This window comes from Koromonas soli, assembly GCF_059726265.1.
Genome location: NZ_AP040872.1, coordinates 2,061,273 through 2,081,678 on the forward strand (window position 1 = coordinate 2,061,273; position 20,406 = coordinate 2,081,678).

The following is a 20,406-nucleotide window of genomic DNA, read 5'->3' on the forward strand; positions in this document are numbered from 1 at the left end:
ATCAAAGCTCACGGGAGCGCGTTACTAGAACTGAGGAGAGGTTGAGACCTCGGATTGTAAAGGAGCCGGATAACTATGCTTGTACCGATGGTGGTCGAGCAAACCAGCAGGGGCGAGCGCGCCTACGACATTTACTCCAGGCTACTTAGAGACAACATCATCTTTCTGGGCACCCCGATCGATGATAATGTCGCAAACCTGATCATCGCGCAGTTGCTGTTCCTGTCGGCCGAGGACCCGGAAAAAGATATTTCGCTATACATCAACTCGCCGGGAGGTTCGATTACGGCGGGTATGGCGATCTATGACACGATGCAGTTCATTCGCAATGATGTTGTGACGATCTGCATTGGACAGGCTGCTTCGATGGGCGCAATGCTGCTGGCGGCTGGCGCCGCTGGCAAACGCTATGCGTTGCCAACGTCACGAATCCTGATTCACCAGCCGCTGATCATGGGCGGAGGAATCTCAGGCCAGGCGACGGATATCGACATTCACGCGCGCGAGATCCTGAGAATGCGCGAGTTGATGAACCAGCTCATGGCAAAGCACACGGGTCAGGTTCTGGACAAAGTAGAACGCGACACCGAGCGCGACTTCATCATGAACGCTCAGCAGTCGAAAGAGTACGGCATTGTAGATGACATCATCTACAAACATAAGTAAAGCCCGCCTGGGCGAGGGTTGCTGGATTCGGCGATCCTCGCCTTCGGTGAATAACCGAAAATGTACAGGACTAAGGTACTCACGTTATTGCCAAGATCCTCGGTGCCGAAGACACTGTTGGGAATCTTTTTAGCATCTAACGGCCTTGCACATCCTGTGTAGGTGCGGGAAGATTTATGGTTACGGCAGTCGTTGTTCGGCAATGCAGTTGATCGCGGACAGCAACACAGTCGATCGTCTCCTGTCCAGGACCAACTTCTTAGACACACCGGGCTACCCGGGAATGCAACAGGAGTCATTAGTGAGATCCAGGTCTGGTTCTGACGAAGTATTGCGTTGTTCGTTTTGCCACAAATCACAGGACGCGGTGGCAAAACTGATCTCCTCTCCCTCTGATTACCCACGCGCATACATTTGCGACGAATGTGTGGCGGTCTGCAACTCGATTCTGGAAGACGATCGTAGCGAGACGACGACCGCGGCAGGGCCTAATCACTTGCCCAAGCCACAGGAAGTCAAGGTTTTCCTGGACGAGTATGTAATCGGTCAAGAGAAGACAAAGAAGAAGCTCGCCGTGGCGGTTTACAACCACTACAAGCGCATCTACATGAATCGCCAGCGCACGAGCGAAATCGAGTTATCGAAATCGAACATTCTGCTGATTGGACCCACGGGCACTGGCAAGACCTTGCTGGCGCAAACGTTGGCCAAGATGCTCGATGTGCCGTTTGCCATTGTGGATGCGACCACGCTGACCGAAGCCGGTTATGTAGGCGAGGACGTGGAGAACATCATCCTGAAATTGTTGCAGGCCGCCGATGGAGACGTGGCGCGTGCGCAGACCGGCATCATCTACATCGACGAAATCGATAAGATTGGCCGCAAGGATGAGAACCCCTCGATCACGCGTGATGTGTCGGGCGAAGGTGTGCAGCAGGCGCTGTTAAAGATCCTCGAGGGTACGGTGGCCAATGTTCCTCCGCAGGGCGGACGCAAGCACCCGCACCAGGAATTCACGCCGGTGGACACGACGAACATTCTGTTCATCGTAGGTGGAGCATTCGTGGGTCTGGAGAAAGTGATCGAGCGCCGCGTCGGCAAGCGCTCTGTGGGCTTCAAGACCGGAGATGATGCGCAGCGCGAGGAAGTCACGCACATCAACAAGCGGGATGACGAGTTGCTGCAACAGGCGCAGCCCCAGGACCTGATCAAGTTTGGCCTGATCCCCGAGTTCATCGGCCGACTTCCTGTGATGGGCGTGCTGAGCGATCTGGACGAAACCGCGCTGGTTCAGATTTTGACGCGGCCGCGCAATGCTATTGTGAAGCAGTATCAGCGACTGTTCGAGTTTGAGAATGTCAAGCTGAAGTTCTCGGACGAAGCGCTCTCGGCAATTGCACGGGAGGCCCTGAACCGCAAGGTGGGCGCGCGCGGACTGCGAATGATTCTCGAAGAGCTGATGTTGGATCTGATGTATCAGCTTCCAGGTCAGAAAAAGATCAAGGAATTCGAAGTCACCCGCGAAATGGTCGAACAGCGAGACGTGTCGATGCCGCGAGTGGAAAAGCAGGCATCCTAACCAAAAGAAATGCACCTATAGCCCAGCCGCCACTGGCTGGGCTTTCGTTTTAGGCGAAATAGCGATAAGGCTGATCCAAGAAAAGCAATGATGGGCAACTTGGAGGGGATCGATAATAAAGAACTTCGGTCACATCCCTGTGAGGGCCGCAAAGCTTTGGAGCGCGGGAGGATAGCGCTAGTGAATGGCGCTTCGGAAGTGGAGTCGGTTTCGAATTGGCTCAATTTCAGCAAGTCTGGGCTGCAAATTGCTGCAGGTCAGACTTATTGCCGCCGATATAACGTTGTAGTAGGCTCAAGAACAATCTGCGGTAGCCAGCGAGTCGTGGCGGATCGTAATGAATCTAACTGGCATACCCACAAGGGAAGTGAGGCTGCGTGAGCCTGATAAAAGAAAAATTCGAAACCCGCAAGCTGCCGATGATGCCAATTCGGGATGTCGTCATATTCCCATTCATGATGACGCCCTTTGTTGTAGGCCGCGAGTCAAGCGTGCGCGCCCTCGAAGAGGCTCTTGCGGGAGATAAGCGGATATTCCTGGCGACCCAGCACGACCCGGGCGTGGACGAACCAAAGCCGGACGAGATATACCAGGTTGGCACGATCGTGAACATTGTGCAGAGCCTGAAGATGCCGGACGGGAACATCAAGGTTCTTGTTGAGGGCATCGAGCGCGGGCGCATTCTGCAGGTGACCGAAACCGATGGATTCTACATGGCTTCCGTGCGGGTGAACCGCTACACGCCGGAGATTACGCCGCAGGTAGAGGCGACAATGCAACGTGTCGCTTCCTTGTTTGAGCAGTACGTCAAGCTTTGCCAATCGCTAAATCAGGAGACAATCGCAGCGACGGTGCGCATGGACGACATCTCGCGCCTGAGCGATACGATTGCGGCGAACCTGCAGCTCTCGATTGAAGAGAAGCAGGAATTGCTGGAGATCTTCGATCCAGCCGAGCGGCTGGCGCGCATCTCGGACGTGCTAGATATTGAAATCGAAAAGTTGAATATGGACCGCAGCATCCAGTCGCGAGTGAAGCGGCAGATGGAGCGCGCGCAGAAAGAGTATTACCTCAACGAGAAGATCAAGGCGATCCAGAAAGAACTGGGGCGCGGCGAGAAGAGCGAATTCGACGAACTGAAGAAGAAGATCGACAGCTCAGGCATGCCTCCGGAGGTGCTGGAGAAGGCCACACAGGAATTGAAGAAGCTGGAGGCGATGCCTCCGATGTCGGCCGAGTCCACTGTGTCCCGCAACTATCTAGACTGGCTGCTGGCGGTGCCGTGGAAGAAAAAGTCGAAGGAAATTCGTGACATCGATTTCGCCGAACGCACGCTGAACGAAGATCATTATGGACTGGAGAAGATCAAGGAGAGAATCCTTGAGTTCCTCGCCGTGCGACAGCTGGTGAAGAATCCGAAGGGCTCAATTCTCTGCCTCGTTGGGCCTCCGGGCGTGGGCAAAACGTCGTTAGGCATGAGCATCGCCAAGGCGACAGGGCGCAAGTTCGTCAGAATGTCGCTGGGCGGCGTGCGAGATGAGGCGGAAATTCGCGGACATCGCCGCACGTACATCGGCGCACTGCCGGGCCAGATCATCCAGATGATGAAGAAGGCTGGGACACGCAATCCGGTGTTTATGCTGGACGAAGTCGATAAGATGTCGAACGATTTCCGTGGTGACCCATCTTCGGCGCTGTTAGAGGTGCTCGATCCAGAACAGAATTTCATGTTCGTGGATCACTACCTTGACGTGGAGTATGACCTGTCACAGGTGTTCTTCATCGCCACGGCCAACGTGCTGCACACGATTCCCGCTCCGCTGCAGGACCGCATGGAAGTGCTGCGGTTGCAAGGCTACACGGAACCTGAAAAGCTCGAGATTGCGCGGCAATACCTGGTGAAGAAGCAACTGGAGCAGGCAGGACTGACGGCCGCGAATATCGAGTTCGAAGAAGATGCCCTGCGCGGAATCACTCGCTACTACACCCGCGAGGCAGGTGTACGCAACCTGGAACGCGAGATCGGAAACGTGTGCCGCAAGGTGGCGCGCGCGGTGGTTCGCGAAGGCGAGAACTACTCGACAAAGATCACCGGCGACAGCCTGAGCGGGTACCTGGGGATTGCGAAGTTCCGCGACACCCTGGCGAACGAGAAGAGCGAGGTTGGCCTGGTGACGGGCCTGGCGTGGACGGAAGTGGGCGGATGCATTCTGACCACGGAAGTTGCGATCGTCGATGGCAAGGGCAAACTTACACTGACGGGCAAACTTGGCGACGTGATGCAGGAGTCGGCACAGGCGGCAATGAGCTATCTGCGCTCGCGCTGGCAGAGGCTTGGCATTCCGCGCGACTTCTACCGCAACGTCGACATTCACGTTCATGTGCCGGAAGGCGCGATTCCGAAGGATGGTCCGTCGGCTGGCATTACCATCGCAACGGCAATTGCGAGTGCGCTGAGCAAGATTCCGGTGCGTCGTGATATCTGCATGACGGGCGAGATCACGCTGCGCGGCAAGGTGCTGCCGATTGGCGGCATGAAAGAGAAACTGCTGGCGGCGCATCGCGCGGGAATCATGGAAGCCATTCTGCCTTCCGAGAATCAGAAGGACCTGGCGGAAGTTCCAGATAACCTGCGCAATGAGATGAAGCTGCACTTCGTGGATTCGATGGACGAAGTGTTGCAAATCGCGCTGGAGCAACCTCTGCCTGATATTCCAGTGGGGACGCCGCTCCCGATATCCCCAGCGGAGCAGCCGGAAGCTCGACAGTAGTAGCAATTCCAGACAAAAGAATTGGCCCGCTTACAAAGGCGGGCCATTTTGTTGCTCGCAGAACTATTCGACTTCAAATTCAGCGCGACGCTCTTGCGTGACCTTGCCTTGGAAGTCGGTTCCCTTCATCAGGACGGCGTAGCTTCCAGCGGGAAGAGCCGGCTCGCTGCGAAGCTTGAGACCAACGCGGACGACGGGATTGTTGGGCTGGATGAAAGTGGAAACGTCGAAGAGGCCAGACGAGAATCTCTTTTCGCCGGTCATGCGGTCGACAATCACATAGTCCATTGCGATGACGGGCTGCTTGAGCTCGGCCGCTGCAATCAGCGAATCATAGAGTTCAACGTATATAAATCCGGTCTCGCCTTTCTTCAAATGCACTCGGGCCTGCGGCTCAAACTGCATACCCTTGGTGATGAGAGGTGTGCGATCCTCAAGGCCTTCTTCAACAGTGACCTGGCTTGGGTCGTACTTGCTGATGTGACTCGTAACAGCGAGCGAGCTGATCGTGAACTGATTGCCATCGAACGGTTCGATGCTGAGCGGAGCTTCGATCTTGCCGAAGCTTTCTCCTTGCGAGGCGAAGACGACGGTGAGAGTGTACTGTCCACTGGCCGCTTCGAACTGCTTTTCGTAGTGAAGGGGAGTTTTGAGGGATTCCTCAAGCTGCTTCTTGTCTTCGAACTCGAGCTTGACGGTGTCGCTGAATCGGCCAGCAACCGACCTGTCGGCGCGTGAAACAACACCGAGCACATTGACAGTGGCGAGATGCTTGCCTTTCTCCTTCGTGATCTTGAGAGCCGCGGAAGGGATTTCCATGACAAGGTCCACACGAGCAACATTGGGTTGAGTGTAAAAGAATGGGGCCTGGATGGAGGCTTGTAGGGTGCCGGATTGCGGCGATGCGATTTTGGCTTCGAGTTCGCGCCCCTCACTTCTTCCTGCGAGCAGGTCAAGCGGCTTCTGGTCGCAATATCCACTGCGGGAACGAACCTCTGTGCCGCCGCGGTCAACTTTAACCTTGAGCGTGTGGCATTGGCCCGGCTTTACGTCCGCAGGCGTGTAGCTGAGCAGATAGTACTGGTCGAGATCGTCACCAATGCGCTGGAGTCCACCGAGCAGATCGTTGCTGTTCTTGATGAGGAAGCCGCCAGTGCCTTCGGCGAGTGCGAACAGGACCTGCTGATTATCCAGAGCGCTGGGCAGCGTGGGAATCAGCATGTTGCGCGGGTTCGACTGCTGTATGAAGCCGCGATTGGGGGTGCCTGCCCCACCCGCTGGACCACGGCTGGGCGAGGTAGGTCCGGTCCTGGGAGGGGTTCCTCCACTCGAGCCAGTGCCACCGCGTCCGCCAGTGCCCCCCGTTGCACCGGTGCCGCCAGTTCCGCCGGAGCCGCTGCTACCTGTGCCGCCGCGACTACCGCTACCACTACCGCCAGAACCGGCTCCGCCGCTCGTTCCTCCGCCAGTAGTTCCTCCGCCGCGCTGCATATCGTATGCCGCATAAACCAGCCGCGCCGTGCCCGCCTTGAGCATGCCGGCATACATGGGGATGGGCCGCAGCGAGTCAGTCACGCTGTTGTAGCTGCGAAAGCCACCTGCAACCAATCCGCGCACATCAATGGGATACACGGCTACATTGGCGCGATTGCAGGCGTCCACAGCAGCGGTCAATTCCGTCATTAACTCGGGTGTGAGAGGAAATCCTGCACTGAGAAAGACTACGGATTTGCGCCCGGGTACGGTGGTCATGCCTTTGGCGAGTTGACGGAGCGAGTTGAGCACATCGCGCGATGCGAAGGAACTCATTGCTCCGCTCAGTCTGGTAGAGGCAAGGTCGCCTGTTACATTGCTCTGCACGGGAGACTGCTGTGTGGAGCCGACGGCAACCTTGAGGCGTTTGACGTCAGCGGTGAAGTTGACGGTGACGCGAAGCGTGCCACTGTAATTGACAATGGACATCAATCGATTGGGGCCCGCATTAGCCTCAATGAACTTAGCAGCGGCGGCCCTGGCAAACTGCTGGTCTTGCAACTTCATCGATGCGTTATCAAAAAAAAGTACGAGGTATCGCGGCGAAGCGGGAGAGCTGGCTCCGTTCTCCGTCTCATAGGAGAAGGAACGAAGCACCTGCTCTTTGCCATCCTCGAAGACACGGAAGTCCTTTTGCGTGAGATCGCGGATGGGAATTCCCTTCTTGTCGGTAACGATCGCATCGACAAGAACAGAGCGCGATTCGGCTTTGAACACCGTGCCGCCATCGGTCTGCTGCGCGCAGATCAGAGACGGGAATGAGATCAGGAACAACGCTCCGATGAGAACCGCACAACGATGTATTTGCGAACGCACGTTTGTCTCCTCTATGGGATCTCAACCGCGATACTGCGGGCAGAAAGCATGTGCCCTTCCTTGTCATGTAAAACCACTCGCACTAGATAGGCTCCCGGCTTTATGTCGAGACTGCTCTTTACCGTAACGCCCGAACTTAGTTTGGCAAGGGTTGCCTGGGTCAGGCGGAGATCGATGGTCTTCTTCATGCCGGTGATGAATTGCCCATTGTGATCGAACACTCCGCATACCTCGGTAAGCGTATCGATACTGCGATCCTGCTCGCGACGGAGGCGCAAGGATTGCAGACTGAAACGCGCGACAACTGAAAGCTTGGCGGATGTTTGCGAAGGCTTGAAGAATTGGGTGTGAACATCGAGCGGGATTTCCTGCAACTCTTCCTGCGAGAAGAGCGTGTCCTCCACTTGCTGGCGCGCGGCGAGTTCCGGATCGGTTTCCCGAGCGGGCGCGTAGAAGCCCTTGCGAGCCGAAATGGTGTACTTCACACGTTTGTTGAGCTTTACGCTGATCTTGTGAAACTTGCCGTCGCTCTTGAGATTCAGGGGAGTGAACGAGAGCAGGTAAGCCGCTTCAGGCGCGCCGGCCAGCATCTGCATGCCTATATTTACATCGTTGCGATTGTGAAAGAATGTGCCGCCCGTGGTATAGGCCACTTCGGAAGGAATGTCGGCGCGGGCGGATTGCACTGCTCTCTGATATTCAACCAGAGGTCCAGAAACACCATTTTGGCTTGCGTCAAACATTGGGTCAATCCACAAGCCGCGCGAATCCAGCGCGTGAACAACGACCCCGGAATGCAGCGCATCCTCCAGAATTTTCGTCAAGTTGTCGTGATGCTCAAAAACGAAGAAGCCAGGACTGACCAGAATGATCTCACGCTGCCCGATGACACCAGCGGAGATGCGAACCATCGCTTTGAGATTGTTCAGCAAAGTTTGTTCGTCCGATTTGCCTTCAGCCAGAACCTGATAAGCCGCTGACTCAACATGCCGCCTGGCAATTTCGATTGCGTGAGGAGTGCTTTCCAGGTGTTCACAGTGAATCGTATCCGGAACGGCGGCATCCAGAGCAGCGCTGTCATGCAGTTCTTCCACTTGATAGGCGAAGTAGTAGTTCATGTAAGGGCAGGTGGATTCGGATTCGCGCCTGAGAGTTTCGGGCATGAGGCGCTTGAGGGCCGCATGCAACAAGGCGCGGTCACTGGTGAATTCCTGGCGAATGAGGCCGGAGGTGGTGTACACGGCCATTCTTTCCCATGGTAGCGAGCGATCAATCTGCTCATCTGCGGCCTTGCGGCTAAGGCTCAGATCGCCGGGCGTGAGATGCATGTCGTCAAAGAAGTAGAGAATGAAACGTGACGGCACCGCCCCCGGCTTGGGTGCGATGATTTCCCCATTCTCATCATGCATCTGCAAAGCGGCCGAAACCGGGTCAGGCTCGCTTCCCTTCATCTCGCGGAGCGACGTAATGAGTTGCGGCTTGCCACCTTCGAGGATTTCAAAGTCCTCCCGATTCAGTCCGGAAATGGCCTTGCCCTGGGCATCGCGAACAACAGCGCGAACTAGCACCTGATCCACGCGAACCTTGAATGTGGTCGGCACGTCTTGCTGCGAAATCTCAGGTTGATTTGCGGCCGGCTGCGTCGCTTGTGCGGCAGAGGTTACCGAAACGGTCGCACACAACACGAGAGCAAGCGCAAACGCCGCCTGCTTCCAAATGACGTGAATACGGCACGTACTTCTGCTGGGCATCGTCTGAGCCTCTGGTCACAAAGATTCAATACGCTCCGCTACCAAATTCAGAGTTGAAGAGTTGCCCAATGGTACACCGCAAGGCCAAATTGAATGTAAACAAAGGTAAATCAATAACGGAAGCGATACCGCAGTTCTGCGTAGATTTCGCGAGGTGAATTCCAGTGGAAGCCACCAAAGGTCACGCTGTTGTCGAGTTCAACGCGGCGGTTAGAAATGTTGAGCCCGTTGATGGAAGCAGTGCAGCGCTCGCCAAATTGCTTACTGAGGCTCAAATCGAACGTGGTGTGCGCTGGCAGATACGCGCCGGGATAGGGCTCGCCGGGAAATGAGTTCACAAACCCCGAACCATAAGCGATGTTGGTGGCGGCGTGCATGCGCCACGGCAGAAGGACATTGCCTCCAATGCTGAGCGTGTGGCGCTGATCGTGATCGAGCGGCGACAGTATGACAGGCCAGGTGGATGACTCAGTAAGCGCATTGATGAGTCCACCCGTGATGGCTCCGCCAGCTTCGGCGATTTGATTGGAATAGGCAAGGTGAAGCTGCGTGCGTCGTGCGAGGCGAGGCGAGCGAAGGGTCAGTTCCCAGCCGCGTATGAGTGTAGCCTGGATGGTGACTGGGAAGAACAGGTTCGACTCACCAATGTTGTTGTGGTCGAAATAGTTCGTTGCACGCGTGCGGAAAGTGTCAACATCGAGCGTCCAGCCGCGGAAAGGAATGACGATGCCGAACTGATGTTCTTCATCACGCTCGCCATGGAGAGGGACGAAGCCGAAACTATTTGCGCTTGCAAATTGAAGCAGCGGGCCGGAAGCGGTAATGAGAGGCGGTGCCTGGTAATAGTGTCCGTAAAAGGCGCGCAGCGTCCAATGTAGACGAGGAATCAGCAGGGCGGCGCTGAAGCGCGGACTGATGGCACTCTCGGAAATTGAACCTTCAAAGAGCGTGGGGCGCAGACCGGCGGAAAGAGTGAGCCACGACGCGGGCTTCAGTTTGTCATCTACAAAGAGCGAAACAAGATTGCCAGAACGATGCTCTCGATCGGCAAAAGGAGAGCGCCCACTGCCATCGTTGAAAATTGCGCCGAGCGTCTCACCATCACTCTGGTAAAAGCTGAACATACCGAGTTGAACGTGATTCTTGGGCAGATGTGCGTCGAGAGTAATCTGGCCTCCGGCGTAGCTTGAGGAACGATCCTGACGAGTGGCGATAGGAAAATCAGTGGCAAGCCCGTCATAGTTGGCGCGGTTGAAATGATAAAAGGGCGAAACTGTCAGCATCGCATTTGCGCTGAATGTATGCACCAAGGAGAGATTGAGCAGTGCGTCTGACTCGTGATCTCCATCGCGAAGGCCAAGGCTGGGATACTGACCGTTGCTGAGATTGTTCTGGAGGTCATTGGGAAATGGATCAAAGGGGATCTGGTAATAATCCCGGCGCATCGAAGTAACTAGACGAAACTGATTGGCTCGGTCGAGATTAAAAACCAACGTGCCGAAGGCTCCGTAGCCATTAGTTGCATCGTGCACGATTTCGGGAACCGGTGTCTGAATGCCAAGGTCGCTCCTATTGCCATTGACGCTGGCATAGTATGCAAATCGCTCCGTGTGATCTCCTAGATTGAACTGATCATTGGTCTGGTGGAAGCTGCCCCCACTCAGGACAAGTTCGGCTTCGCGATTGCGTTCAAAGCCGGTGCGCGGGACGACGTTGAACACGGCGTAGGTGCGGTCGCCGAGTTCGGCTCCATAGCTGCCGCGATCTACTTCGAGATAGTCAATGTCCTTGGGATCGAACTGCGGCCCGAGATTGGATGCGATGTTCGTATTGGGAATGGGAACACCATCGACCAGCCAACTCGTCTGATGTCCTCCGCGAACATGTAGCTGATCGTGAGTCAGGTAGGAGCCGGGGACGTAATCGGTGATCATCGCCAGACTGTTGCTGCGCGCCGCTCCAGGAGTGCTTGCGATATCAACGCGACTGATGGTGGTGACGGGAGTGGCCGAGTCGTTGAAGACATTTTCAGCTCGATCCTCGATACTGACACTCTCATGCGCAACAGCGGGGGCGAGTTGAAAATGCAGTATTGGCTCGCTGCCGGAATTCACAACGACTTGCTGCGAGGATTGCGCAAAACCAGCGCTGTCCACGGTAATCGTGTAACTGCCAACCGGAACAGCAGTGAAGAGAAATTCCCCGCTCGCGTTGGAGAGCCCGCGTAACGACCAGTCCGAGGAAGTCGATCGCAGAGTTATGGTCGCGGCCTGAATTGGCCTGTGTTGTGGGTCGTGAACAATACCGCGCGCGGCGCCAAATGACACTGCAAAGACCGATGCCGCCAAGAATAGAATGAGTGCCGAAAGAAATGCTCCGGTGCGAAGCATGCCGTTCCCTCCCCTGCTTTCGCTCCTGTACTCCCCAAAAAGAACACGGGTTAAGCGCGCCCGAAACATTGCTCTCCATTGGGGATGTGAGTTCTCGGCTTTGGGTTGGAAGATAGTTGCTCGATGGCAGCTTTGTGCGGCTCAGAGAGGCAATGGCTTGGCAGCAATTCAGCGGCTGTGCGACACTAAATCTGCTGGCAGTCGCGCGCAACTCATGGCAGCGGCTAGTAACCGATCAAATGCCGGGATGGCGAAATTGGCAGACGCAGCGGACTTAAAATCCGCAGACTCGAAAGAGTTGTGGGGGTTCAAGTCCCCCTCCCGGTACCACAAAACAAAGCACTTATAAGATTTTAAGCCCCTCAACTTCGAGGTGCTTTTTTCGGCTAGTGCTAGTTCTAGTGCTAGCTTGATCAATTTAACTACTCGCAGCGACAACGCCCCCTAATAAGTAGTTGCTAGTTGTGTGAATCTTTGCATGCGAGTTCACCCACACAGGGAATATTGCATCGCAAATTACCTCGAAGTTGCGTTTGCTTTCACCCCACTCGGCGGGAACCAGGCCGGTTCCAGCGCTTTCGAATCGGCCAATGGGGAAGGTTGCAATGCGATGGGCCCAGCGCAGCCAAGTAAAGCTCGTCACACTGTCAGTCAATTTGTGGACCGGATGCACTAAAGGATGAAACCTTCGTTCTGGGCCTCCAAAACAGTGCCCATTATCAATAAACGTGACAGTGTACTTCTTATCCCGAGAGTATCTCCAGAATATGGATTGCCTTACATCACGGTTGCATGTCCACAAGTCAAAAAGTTGAATGCCAACTAAATCATCTGGATTGCGAATTAGATAACGAGAGTTCTGTGGCAAGCAATCGTAGGAGCGGCCCTCCACGCTCGTGACGACCACACTAGATCCCAGGTGTAGCCCTGGATGGATACGCTTTCGGCCTGCGGGTGTTTCGAAGTAGAGTTCCTCGCTGAGATCAGGCGTTAGCTCGACGACCACGGTGGTTGGGACCGGAAGTCCCAAAAGTGCTGCAAGCCTAGCTGCGAGCATTTCATTGGCTAATACGCTGGTGCCCTGAGGATTACATTGAAATTTCACCACATAGAATTTTCCGTCAGCGGCTTGCATCATGCGGGGCTGTGAACCACCGCGTAGGGCACGGACGTGTTTTGTCAACAATATGGGCATGACTAAAGTGCTTGGTCAAAGTGTGGAGATTATGAGCCTGACAATAGGCCAGTTGGCCAAAACGGACAAGTTACGTTGGTTTGCGGGTGTATGAAGCCGTGGGCTTCATACCAATCGACCTGCGCCTGGGTCGTGGCTCTGTGGGACGAAAATCGCGCTCTGAATCGCCCTGCCGCACTAACCGACGGTGCACCCGGATATTGAGAGGGCCTGCGGCTGTTCTGCGGAGGGCATGGGAGATCAGGCCAGAGTGCCGCGGGCTCGTTTGCTTTGCACTTCCCGCAGCGCTGTCCCGCGGCCATCTCCGATGTGTAGCGAGCACAAACGACAGTTCCGACGAGCCAAACTTCGGGCATTACATATAGCCAGTGCCAATCTTGATTGAGATAAGCCAAGTAGTCGCTTGTCGCGGTGCGGTCGCCAGCCTTGGCCCTCTGCCAAACGGTTGAGAGACCGCTGGCCAACAGGCACGATCTCAAAGCTCTGGACGGGATGTGCTGGCAATCGCCCTCAGCTCTTCTAGTCGCGAAAAGCCACATCTGTATTGCGTAAGCGGCGCTGAGTTCCGCGGCATTTACGCCGGGTCTTATACACGTCCGCGCAGGGCTTCGTCTGCATCCTCGGCGAGATCACGAATCAGTTCGAAGAACGCGGGAGACTGTCCGATGAAGAGTCCCATGGCGGTGAGAAACTTCACCACTGCGGTTGCTGCACCCTTGGTTGCCGTCGGACGCACGATGGAGCACGTAGGAAGTTTTCGGCTAAGAAATATAGCCGGCTCAGGCACGATGAGGTTTGTCTGAAACTCTTCTCCTCCAAACGGAGGGGAATTGAGATCTGGGAAAACCAGGGAAGAATCTTTAGGATCGGTCAGCGCAGGCGCATTGCCTGCCTTGTCGCTCCAGGTCTGAAAGTGCATTGCCTCAGTTGGACCGATACTGAGAATAATGCGCAACACGTCTGGATTGGTGGCACGTTGCGCGAGTTGCGGATAGAGGCTGGTCCCGCCCTGCTCGATGGTTCCGAAGTGAAAGCCTGCAGTGTTGGCGATTGCCTGGATGTGATCCTTAGGAGTCAGGTCATCGTCTGTCCTGGGAATTGCAGGATGCTGGCCGACACTCAGGGTTGGAACTGCCTCATCGAAGGTGTCGCCGAAATCGGGGTTCTTGTTGCCACTGCGATATCGCGTCCACTCTGCGGGGTCCAACCTGTACCCAATCCGCCTATTCGGTAGTGCAAGAAGCTCAATGTCGGATGCGTGGGACGAGTTGGACCAAGCGAAGCATGTAGGAGCTCAAACGATGAATAGACTGCTTCTGAAACCAACGCTAATGATCATGGTGGTTAGCCTGCTCTATTCAAGCTGGCTGCCCGCGCAGCAAAGTCCTACTACTAGAAAAGCTACAAGCGTGTGGATCAGTCAAGGCCCCGAGGTTGAACGGGCTGACCCCGACTTTGCGATCGTCAGGTGGACAAGCAACAACCCTGGGGGCTCACCCGTGCACTACGGCATTGTGCGCTACGGCACGGATCCCACACAACTGAGCCAAGCGGCTAAATCTCCAATCCGGCTGAACCCGGGCCATACCTATACGGTTTTCCGCGTGCGCGTGGAGAACCTCAAGCCGCATACAATCTACTACTACACGGTTGACTCGATGGAAGCCAATGGCAGGGGCGACCAGGTGAAAAGCCCCGTCAAGCATTTCACCACACCTTAACAGAGATGTATTGCCGGAATACGGCAGCTCCGTGCTGATATTAAGTGCGCAGTCTCAGCCTGATCACACAGCGCAAGCGCAACTATTCCTTCCGAATCATTTACCCTGAAGTAAGAATGTCATCTAGCATGGCCACAATTACCGCTGTATTGGCGGAGAAGCCCTCGGTTGCGCGCGATATAGCCCGCGTTCTTGGGGCCGCCAAAAAGGGTGAAGGATTTCTGCACGGAAACGGGTACGTGGTGACCTGGGCCGTGGGGCACCTGGTTTCTCTGGCACAGCCGCACGAGATGCGATCCGAGTGGAAGCTGTGGCGCCTGGATTTGTTGCCCATGCTGCCAGCCGACTGGCCTCTGGTAGTGTACGAAAAGACCAAAGACCAGTTCGAGGTGGTTCGGAAAATTCTGAACTCGCCGCGCGTGACTCAGGTAGTGTGCGCAACGGATGCCGGGCGCGAAGGCGAACTGATTTTCCGCTACATATACGGCGCGGCGATGTGCGACAAGCCAGTGAACCGGCTGTGGATCTCGTCAATGACTGCCGATGCGATCCGAAGGGGTTTTGACAATTTGCAGCCTGGCAGCGCCTACGACGGACTGGCCGATGCCGCGCACGGGCGGAGCCGCGCTGATTGGCTGGTGGGGATGAACCTGTCGCGCGCCTATTCTCTGATTTACAACGAGGAACTCTCCGTGGGGCGCGTGCAGACACCGACGCTTGCCATGGTGGTCGAGCGAGAGCTCGCTTTGCGGCAGTTTGTGCCGGAAGAGTACATCGAGGTGATTGCCAAGTTTGAGGGCCTCAGCGAGCGGAAGAAGCAGTTCTACACCGGCACATGGTTCCGGCCGCGCAGTGACCAGGGAAACGAGAAGGAAGCGCAGGCGAAGTTGTCACGACTTCCGGCGGACGGCGAAGAGGCGCGGCGGATCGTTGAACGAGCGCGAACCGGTGAGGTGGCAATCGAGTCCGTAAAGTCGGAGACCCAGCTTGCGCAGCCGCCACTGCTGTATGACCTGACGGAGTTGCAGCGCCATGCCAACCGGCTGTTCGGTTTCAGCGCGCAGGAGACGCTGACGTATGCGCAGGCGCTTTATGAGCGCCACAAACTCATCAGCTATCCTCGCACCGACAGCCGGCATTTGACGGCTGACGTGGCAGCGACTGCACGGAAGATTGCGGATGTGGTAGCGCCGCAGTATCCGCAGATGATGGCCGAAGGAACGGGTACACGGCCGCTGGGCCGACGTTTTGTGGACGACAGCAAAGTGAGCGACCACCACGCGATTCTTCCAAACGCGGTGAATCCCGGCAAGCTAAGCCTCAGCCCTCAGGAGCGCAAGATCTACGACCTGGTGTGTCGGCGCTTTTTGACCATGTGGCATGACGACCATCTGCAGGCCGTTACGACAGTGATCACGGCGATTACGAACCCCGGACAGGATGGCACGGAGGCCACTGTGGATCGCTTCCGTACGTCGGGAACGCTGGTGCAGCAGATGGGCTGGAAGGTGCTCGATCCTCTACCGGAAAAGCGGAAGAAGGGCTCCAAGAGCGGCGATGAGGACGAGGCGGAGCAGGTGCTGCCGCCGGATCTGGTGCAAGGCCAGCCGCAACACGTGTCCGCCATCAATGCCAAGACGAAAAAGACTAAGCCGCCAAAGCGATTCACCGAGGGCACCCTTCTGACAGCAATGCAGACGGCGGGACAGACGCTGGACGAGAAAGAACTCTCGGATGCAATGAAGGACACTGGGCTAGGGACGCCAGCCACGCGGGCCGCGATCATCGAGGTGCTGCTGAAGCGCGAGTACATTGTGCGCAGCGGCAAAATGCTGGAGGCCACGGACAAGGGCATTCACTTGATCGAGGTGGTGCATCCGGAGGTGAAGAGTCCGGCGATGACCGGCCAGTGGGAAGCGTGTCTGAAGAAGATTAACCAGGGACAGGCACAGCTTGGACCGTTCATCGAGGGCATCGGCACATACGTGAGCACGGTTCTGGAGAAGGTGCGAGTGACGCCCAGGCGGCGGTTCGCTCCTACAGCGAAGGCATCGCAAGCTGCAAGCGTTGAGAAAGCAGGCAATGCGGCACCAGCGGCCGCAACTCAAGACAAGATCAGGAAGCCATCGAAGACGGCACGGTTGAATTCCCTGCTGCAGGAGAGGTTCGGGTACAAGACGTTTCTTCCAGGGCAGAAAGCTGCGTGTTTGGCTGCATTGTCGGGTAAAGATTTTTTGTTGGCACTTCCAGACAGGGCAGGAAAGACGTCGTGCTACCAACTGGCCGGGCTCGCACTGGAGGCACCCACACTGGTGGCAAGCGCGCGGGTGGAGTGGATGGAGACCGAGGTTCGAAAGCTGCGCGAGCGCGGGATACCGTGCGACTATATTCACGCGAACCGCCGCCGCGATGCGCTTCGTGCTGTATGCGTGGACTATCTAAGCGGACGGCTCAAGTTCCTTTACTTTGCACCGGAGCGACTGAGCGTGGCTGGGTTTCCGCAAATGCTTGCGAAGCGAGCCCCGGCTCTGATTGCGATTGAGGATGCAGAACGTGCGATACGGTTGAGCCAAGAATTTCTTGCGGACTACGATTTGCTTCGTGAGCACCTCCCGGCGTGGCGCCCAGCGGCGGTGCTGGCGCTTACGCGTGAGCAGACGCCCGCCATTTATAAACAGCTTGCAGAGCTCTTGGGATTGGCGCTGTAGTTGGTCGGGTGCCTCCCCCCAAGGGATGTTCCTCGCCGTCGCTCGAGGTGGAATTAACACCACGAGCGGAATTGCCCTTTGCGGAATTTCCAAATACAAAGATATAGCCTTCGAAACCCCAACTTAGCCCTCGCGCAGCCTCCATCGAGGGAATGAGACTTTGTACTATCCATTTCTGATCGGTCTCGCTTGGTGGGAAGGCTGTGAACTGAGCATTGGAGAGAGCGCGCATGTTAATCCGAATCCTTGGACCGACAGCAGCCGCGGAACTACTGCCGCCGCGCCTCTTACGTCTGCTGAGCTCCGAGCAAGAAGTGGCACAGCGCATCGCGACTGAAGTTAATTAGATGTCATCCGAACTGCTGACCAAGCTCTCAATTTCGTCTACCTTTCGCATGTAGCATTTGTCCGCCGGTAATGGGTGAGCTTGATATTCGCCTCGGAAGGTATGGAGAAGATGAATGAAGTCTCAAATGCGGCCCCAACACTCACACCGCAGTTGCTAAGCAGATTTCGTCATCGGAACTCTCCATTTCCTGGTGCACTACGGAAATCCGCTCTTTGCCCAAAACGGGTCGCGAATCGGCAATTGGTCCAGCAAACTCACGCGGTAGGCGCGAGATACGTTCCCATTGCCACCAGCAGTACTCGGCAGCTAACGTGTTCGACGTAAACAGTCCGGCGGCAAGCTGCCACTCCATCGCTGCCGCGAAGCGGAAGCCATTGCGCTCGTCTTTTTGGGCAGCGCGGACATAATGGACAGCATTCACGACCGCAGCGAACATAGAGAAACACTGTGCACCGACGGCGGCGATCACTGATGTGTGGGTGTGATGGTTGTTCATGGCGTACCTCCTTGCCCTTCGAACACGTAATCACTGTGCAACTGCCATGCCAAATCAATAATTTCGCTAAATAGCTTAAAACAAGGCAGAAGCGAACGAGTGAATATCTGTCGATGTCGAAACTGTAAATAGCACTCCGACACGTCTCGTAAGGAGTAAGACACCAGAGTTGGCGATTGCAGTTGAACTGCAACTGCCGGTCGAGATGAATCATCATCTCTCTTGAGATAAACTGTCCCCCGGTGTTCGACTTTCCAAGAAGAACGATATGAACGGAGATGTCCATCGGCAGGAAAACAGTTCGCGGTACGCAGCAGTGCTTCGCATCAGCGAGGCGATTTCTGCGTGTAAGGATCCACAGGAATTGGCGGCAATTCTGGCCGATCAGCTGATTGATCTTCTTTCCTTCGACCATCTCGATGTAGTCATCTTCAAGGAGGAGTCCACTGAAGTCGAATGGCACGCGTGGGGCAAAGGTCCATTGCCTTTCGCGGGTCTGCCACTGGAAGAAATGCCGGAATGGAACGTGTACAACAGCCAGGAACCCCTCCATATCTGGGATTGGAGCAAAGACGAACGTTTTTCCCGGCTGAAGGAACTGGGCGCCGCATTGGGCGGGGATGCAGGAACTATCGGCTCAGTGATACGCGTTCCCCTGACGACGCCACACCGCCGATTGGGTGCGTTAGGTATCACCAGCGCCCCAGGTACCACCTACAGCACTGATGACGTGGCATTCTTGCAGCTTATCGCACGTGTCGTTGCCTTCGCGATTGATGACAGCCTTAATCTCAGGCGGGCGCAACAACAAAGCGAGAGGCTTCAGTTGCTCCTGAACTTAACGAGTCGAATCACCTCGAACCTCAAACTCCGCGAACTCCTGCGTGCCATTTCCGCCAACATTCGAGAAGTCATGGACTGTGACGTTGCAGTCATTTCTTTGGCTGGAAAGGAAGCAGGAACGTTTAGGGTTTATGCACTGGATTTTCCTGGCGGCAAGGGCCATGTTAACGAAGAACTGCTTGTGTCCCCGGGTCCAAACGATCCCGGAAAGCGGGCCCTTGAGACGTTGAAACCAGTGATCGGAACCATCGCCGATGCACCTGACCCAGGTTGGAAATACTACGAATTAGCTATTGCTGAGGGCGTACAGAATTTCTGTGTCATTCCGCTAGTGAATCATGGCCGCGCGCTCGGGACCCTAGCGCTTGCACGGGTGAGCGAGGGTTCCTTCACGCCTGAGGATGTCGAAATTCTCAGTCAGGCCGCCGGGCAGATAGCGATTGCCATCGAAAACGCGTTGGCTTACGGCGAGATCTCCGAATTGAAAGACAAACTCGCGCAAGAGAAGATATATCTGGAAGAAGAAATTCGCAGCGGGATGTATTTTGAGCAGATCGTAGGGAGCAGTCCCGCGCTAAGCCACGCTCTGGAACTGGTTGAGACCGTCGCCCCAAGCGATTCCACGGTTCTGCTTTTGGGCGAGACCGGAACCGGGAAAGAGTTAATCGCCCGAGCGATTCACGACCGCAGCCGGCGCAAGGACCGAACGTTTGTAAAGCTGAATTGCGCTGCCATTCCTACGGGCCTGCTTGAGAGCGAATTGTTCGGACACGAAAAAGGTGCGTTCACCGGCGCAATCAGTCAAAAGGTTGGGCGAATGGAACTGGCAGATCAGGGGACGCTGTTCTTGGACGAAGTTGGCGACATTCCTACTGAGATTCAGCCGAAGCTGTTGCGTGCGTTGCAGGAGCGGGAATTCGAACGTCTGGGCAGTACCCACACTCGTAAGGTAAACGTTCGGCTAATCGCGGCGACTAACCGTGATTTGGAAGAGATGATCGCTAATCGCGAGTTCCGCAGTGACCTGTTCTATCGCCTGAATGTTTTTCCCATCCGGATTCCTCCACTTCGGGAACGTAAAGAAGATATCCCCCTGCTGGTTAGCTACTTCGTCCAGAAGTTTGCGAAGCAAATGCAAAGGAATATAGAGACGATTCCTACGGCTGTAATGAAAGGGCTGACCGCTTGGGAGTGGCCAGGAAATATCCGGGAACTGGAGAATTTCATCGAGCGTGCCGTGATTCTTACACGTGGCAAGGCCCTCGATGCGCCGCTTGGCGAACTTCGAAAATCAAGAGCAGAGGAACCTGTGCAGAACGTGGCGCCCATGCATGTCGAGATTGCAAGAATCGTGAAAGAAACGATTAGTGCTCTGGACGGCAAGAAAGATCTTACCGACGAATATGCAAGCAAACAGCGCGAAGAAATTGTGGGTGCACTTACGGAATGCAAGGGCCGGGTTGGTGGCGCCGACGGGGCTGCCGTTCGCATGGGCATCAACCGCAGCACTCTCATCTCCCGCATGAAGAAGCTCGGCATCGACCCGCGGAAGTACGCCTGAAGCGGGAGGATGCGCGTCCTCTGCTGC

Annotated in this window: 12 protein-coding genes and 1 tRNA gene; 7 read left to right on the forward strand and 6 right to left on the reverse strand. The window is 55.8% G+C overall.

The window, feature by feature from the left end:
- The first annotated feature begins 75 nt into the window (after nucleotides 1-75).
- The 3 genes from clpP (at nucleotide 76) to lon (ending at nucleotide 5,016) form a co-directional block, all read left to right on the forward strand.
- Nucleotides 76-666 (forward strand): ATP-dependent Clp endopeptidase proteolytic subunit ClpP, encoded by a 591-nt coding sequence (gene clpP / locus AC6IY8_RS09020; RefSeq protein ID WP_497778464.1) that lies wholly within the window; start codon nucleotides 76-78, stop codon nucleotides 664-666.
- Between the two features lie 283 nt (nucleotides 667-949).
- The gene (gene clpX, locus AC6IY8_RS09025; protein WP_497778617.1) at nucleotides 950-2,245 is read left to right on the forward strand and encodes an ATP-dependent Clp protease ATP-binding subunit ClpX; all 1,296 of its coding nucleotides are present in this window, start codon (nucleotides 950-952) and stop codon (nucleotides 2,243-2,245) included.
- Nucleotides 2,246-2,622: 377 nt separating this feature from the next.
- Nucleotides 2,623-5,016: an endopeptidase La gene (lon, locus tag AC6IY8_RS09030; protein ID WP_497778465.1), complete on the forward strand. Its 2,394-nt coding sequence runs from the start codon at nucleotides 2,623-2,625 to the stop codon at nucleotides 5,014-5,016.
- Between the two features lie 63 nt (nucleotides 5,017-5,079).
- Here the strand turns inward: lon and AC6IY8_RS09035 are convergent, their stop codons facing one another.
- The 3 genes from AC6IY8_RS09035 to AC6IY8_RS09045 all read right to left on the reverse strand — a co-directional run bounded on the left by AC6IY8_RS09035 (nucleotide 5,080) and on the right by AC6IY8_RS09045 (nucleotide 11,506).
- On the reverse strand, nucleotides 5,080-7,365 hold the full coding sequence (locus AC6IY8_RS09035; RefSeq protein ID WP_497778466.1) for a VWA domain-containing protein: 2,286 nt from the start codon (nucleotides 7,363-7,365) through the stop codon (nucleotides 5,080-5,082).
- An 11-nt stretch (nucleotides 7,366-7,376) separates the two neighbouring features.
- Nucleotides 7,377-9,116 (reverse strand): VWA domain-containing protein, encoded by a 1,740-nt coding sequence (locus AC6IY8_RS09040; protein ID WP_497778467.1) that lies wholly within the window; start codon nucleotides 9,114-9,116, stop codon nucleotides 7,377-7,379.
- 110 nt (nucleotides 9,117-9,226) lie between these two features.
- Nucleotides 9,227-11,506, reverse strand: a complete 2,280-nt coding sequence (locus tag AC6IY8_RS09045; RefSeq protein WP_497778468.1) for a TonB-dependent receptor — start codon at nucleotides 11,504-11,506, stop codon at nucleotides 9,227-9,229.
- 241 nt (nucleotides 11,507-11,747) lie between these two features.
- Between AC6IY8_RS09045 and AC6IY8_RS09050 the strand changes: the two genes are divergently transcribed.
- A tRNA-Leu gene (locus AC6IY8_RS09050) sits at nucleotides 11,748-11,836 on the forward strand.
- Between the two features lie 88 nt (nucleotides 11,837-11,924).
- Here the strand turns inward: AC6IY8_RS09050 and AC6IY8_RS09055 are convergent.
- A complete protein-coding gene (locus AC6IY8_RS09055) occupies nucleotides 11,925-12,701 on the reverse strand; it encodes a HipA family kinase (RefSeq protein ID WP_497778469.1) in 777 nt (258 codons plus the stop codon).
- Between the two features lie 586 nt (nucleotides 12,702-13,287).
- Nucleotides 13,288-13,908, reverse strand: coding sequence for a hypothetical protein (locus tag AC6IY8_RS09060; protein WP_497778470.1), 621 nt, complete (start codon nucleotides 13,906-13,908; stop codon nucleotides 13,288-13,290).
- Between the two features lie 94 nt (nucleotides 13,909-14,002).
- Here AC6IY8_RS09060 and AC6IY8_RS09065 point away from each other — a divergent pair, with 94 nt between their 5' ends.
- Nucleotides 14,003-14,422 (forward strand): fibronectin type III domain-containing protein, encoded by a 420-nt coding sequence (locus tag AC6IY8_RS09065; RefSeq protein ID WP_497778471.1) that lies wholly within the window; start codon nucleotides 14,003-14,005, stop codon nucleotides 14,420-14,422.
- 116 nt (nucleotides 14,423-14,538) lie between these two features.
- Nucleotides 14,539-17,130, forward strand: coding sequence for a DNA topoisomerase 3 (locus tag AC6IY8_RS09070; protein WP_497778472.1), 2,592 nt, complete (start codon nucleotides 14,539-14,541; stop codon nucleotides 17,128-17,130).
- 488 nt (nucleotides 17,131-17,618) lie between these two features.
- On the opposite strand, the gene AC6IY8_RS09075 is transcribed toward AC6IY8_RS09070, so the two are convergent.
- On the reverse strand, nucleotides 17,619-17,975 hold the full coding sequence (locus AC6IY8_RS09075; RefSeq protein ID WP_497778473.1) for a hypothetical protein: 357 nt from the start codon (nucleotides 17,973-17,975) through the stop codon (nucleotides 17,619-17,621).
- 268 nt (nucleotides 17,976-18,243) lie between these two features.
- On the opposite strand from AC6IY8_RS09075, the gene AC6IY8_RS09080 reads away from it, so the two are divergent.
- The gene (locus AC6IY8_RS09080) at nucleotides 18,244-20,379 is read left to right on the forward strand and encodes a sigma 54-interacting transcriptional regulator (RefSeq protein ID WP_497778474.1); all 2,136 of its coding nucleotides are present in this window, start codon (nucleotides 18,244-18,246) and stop codon (nucleotides 20,377-20,379) included.
- Nucleotides 20,380-20,406: the final 27 nt, after the last annotated feature.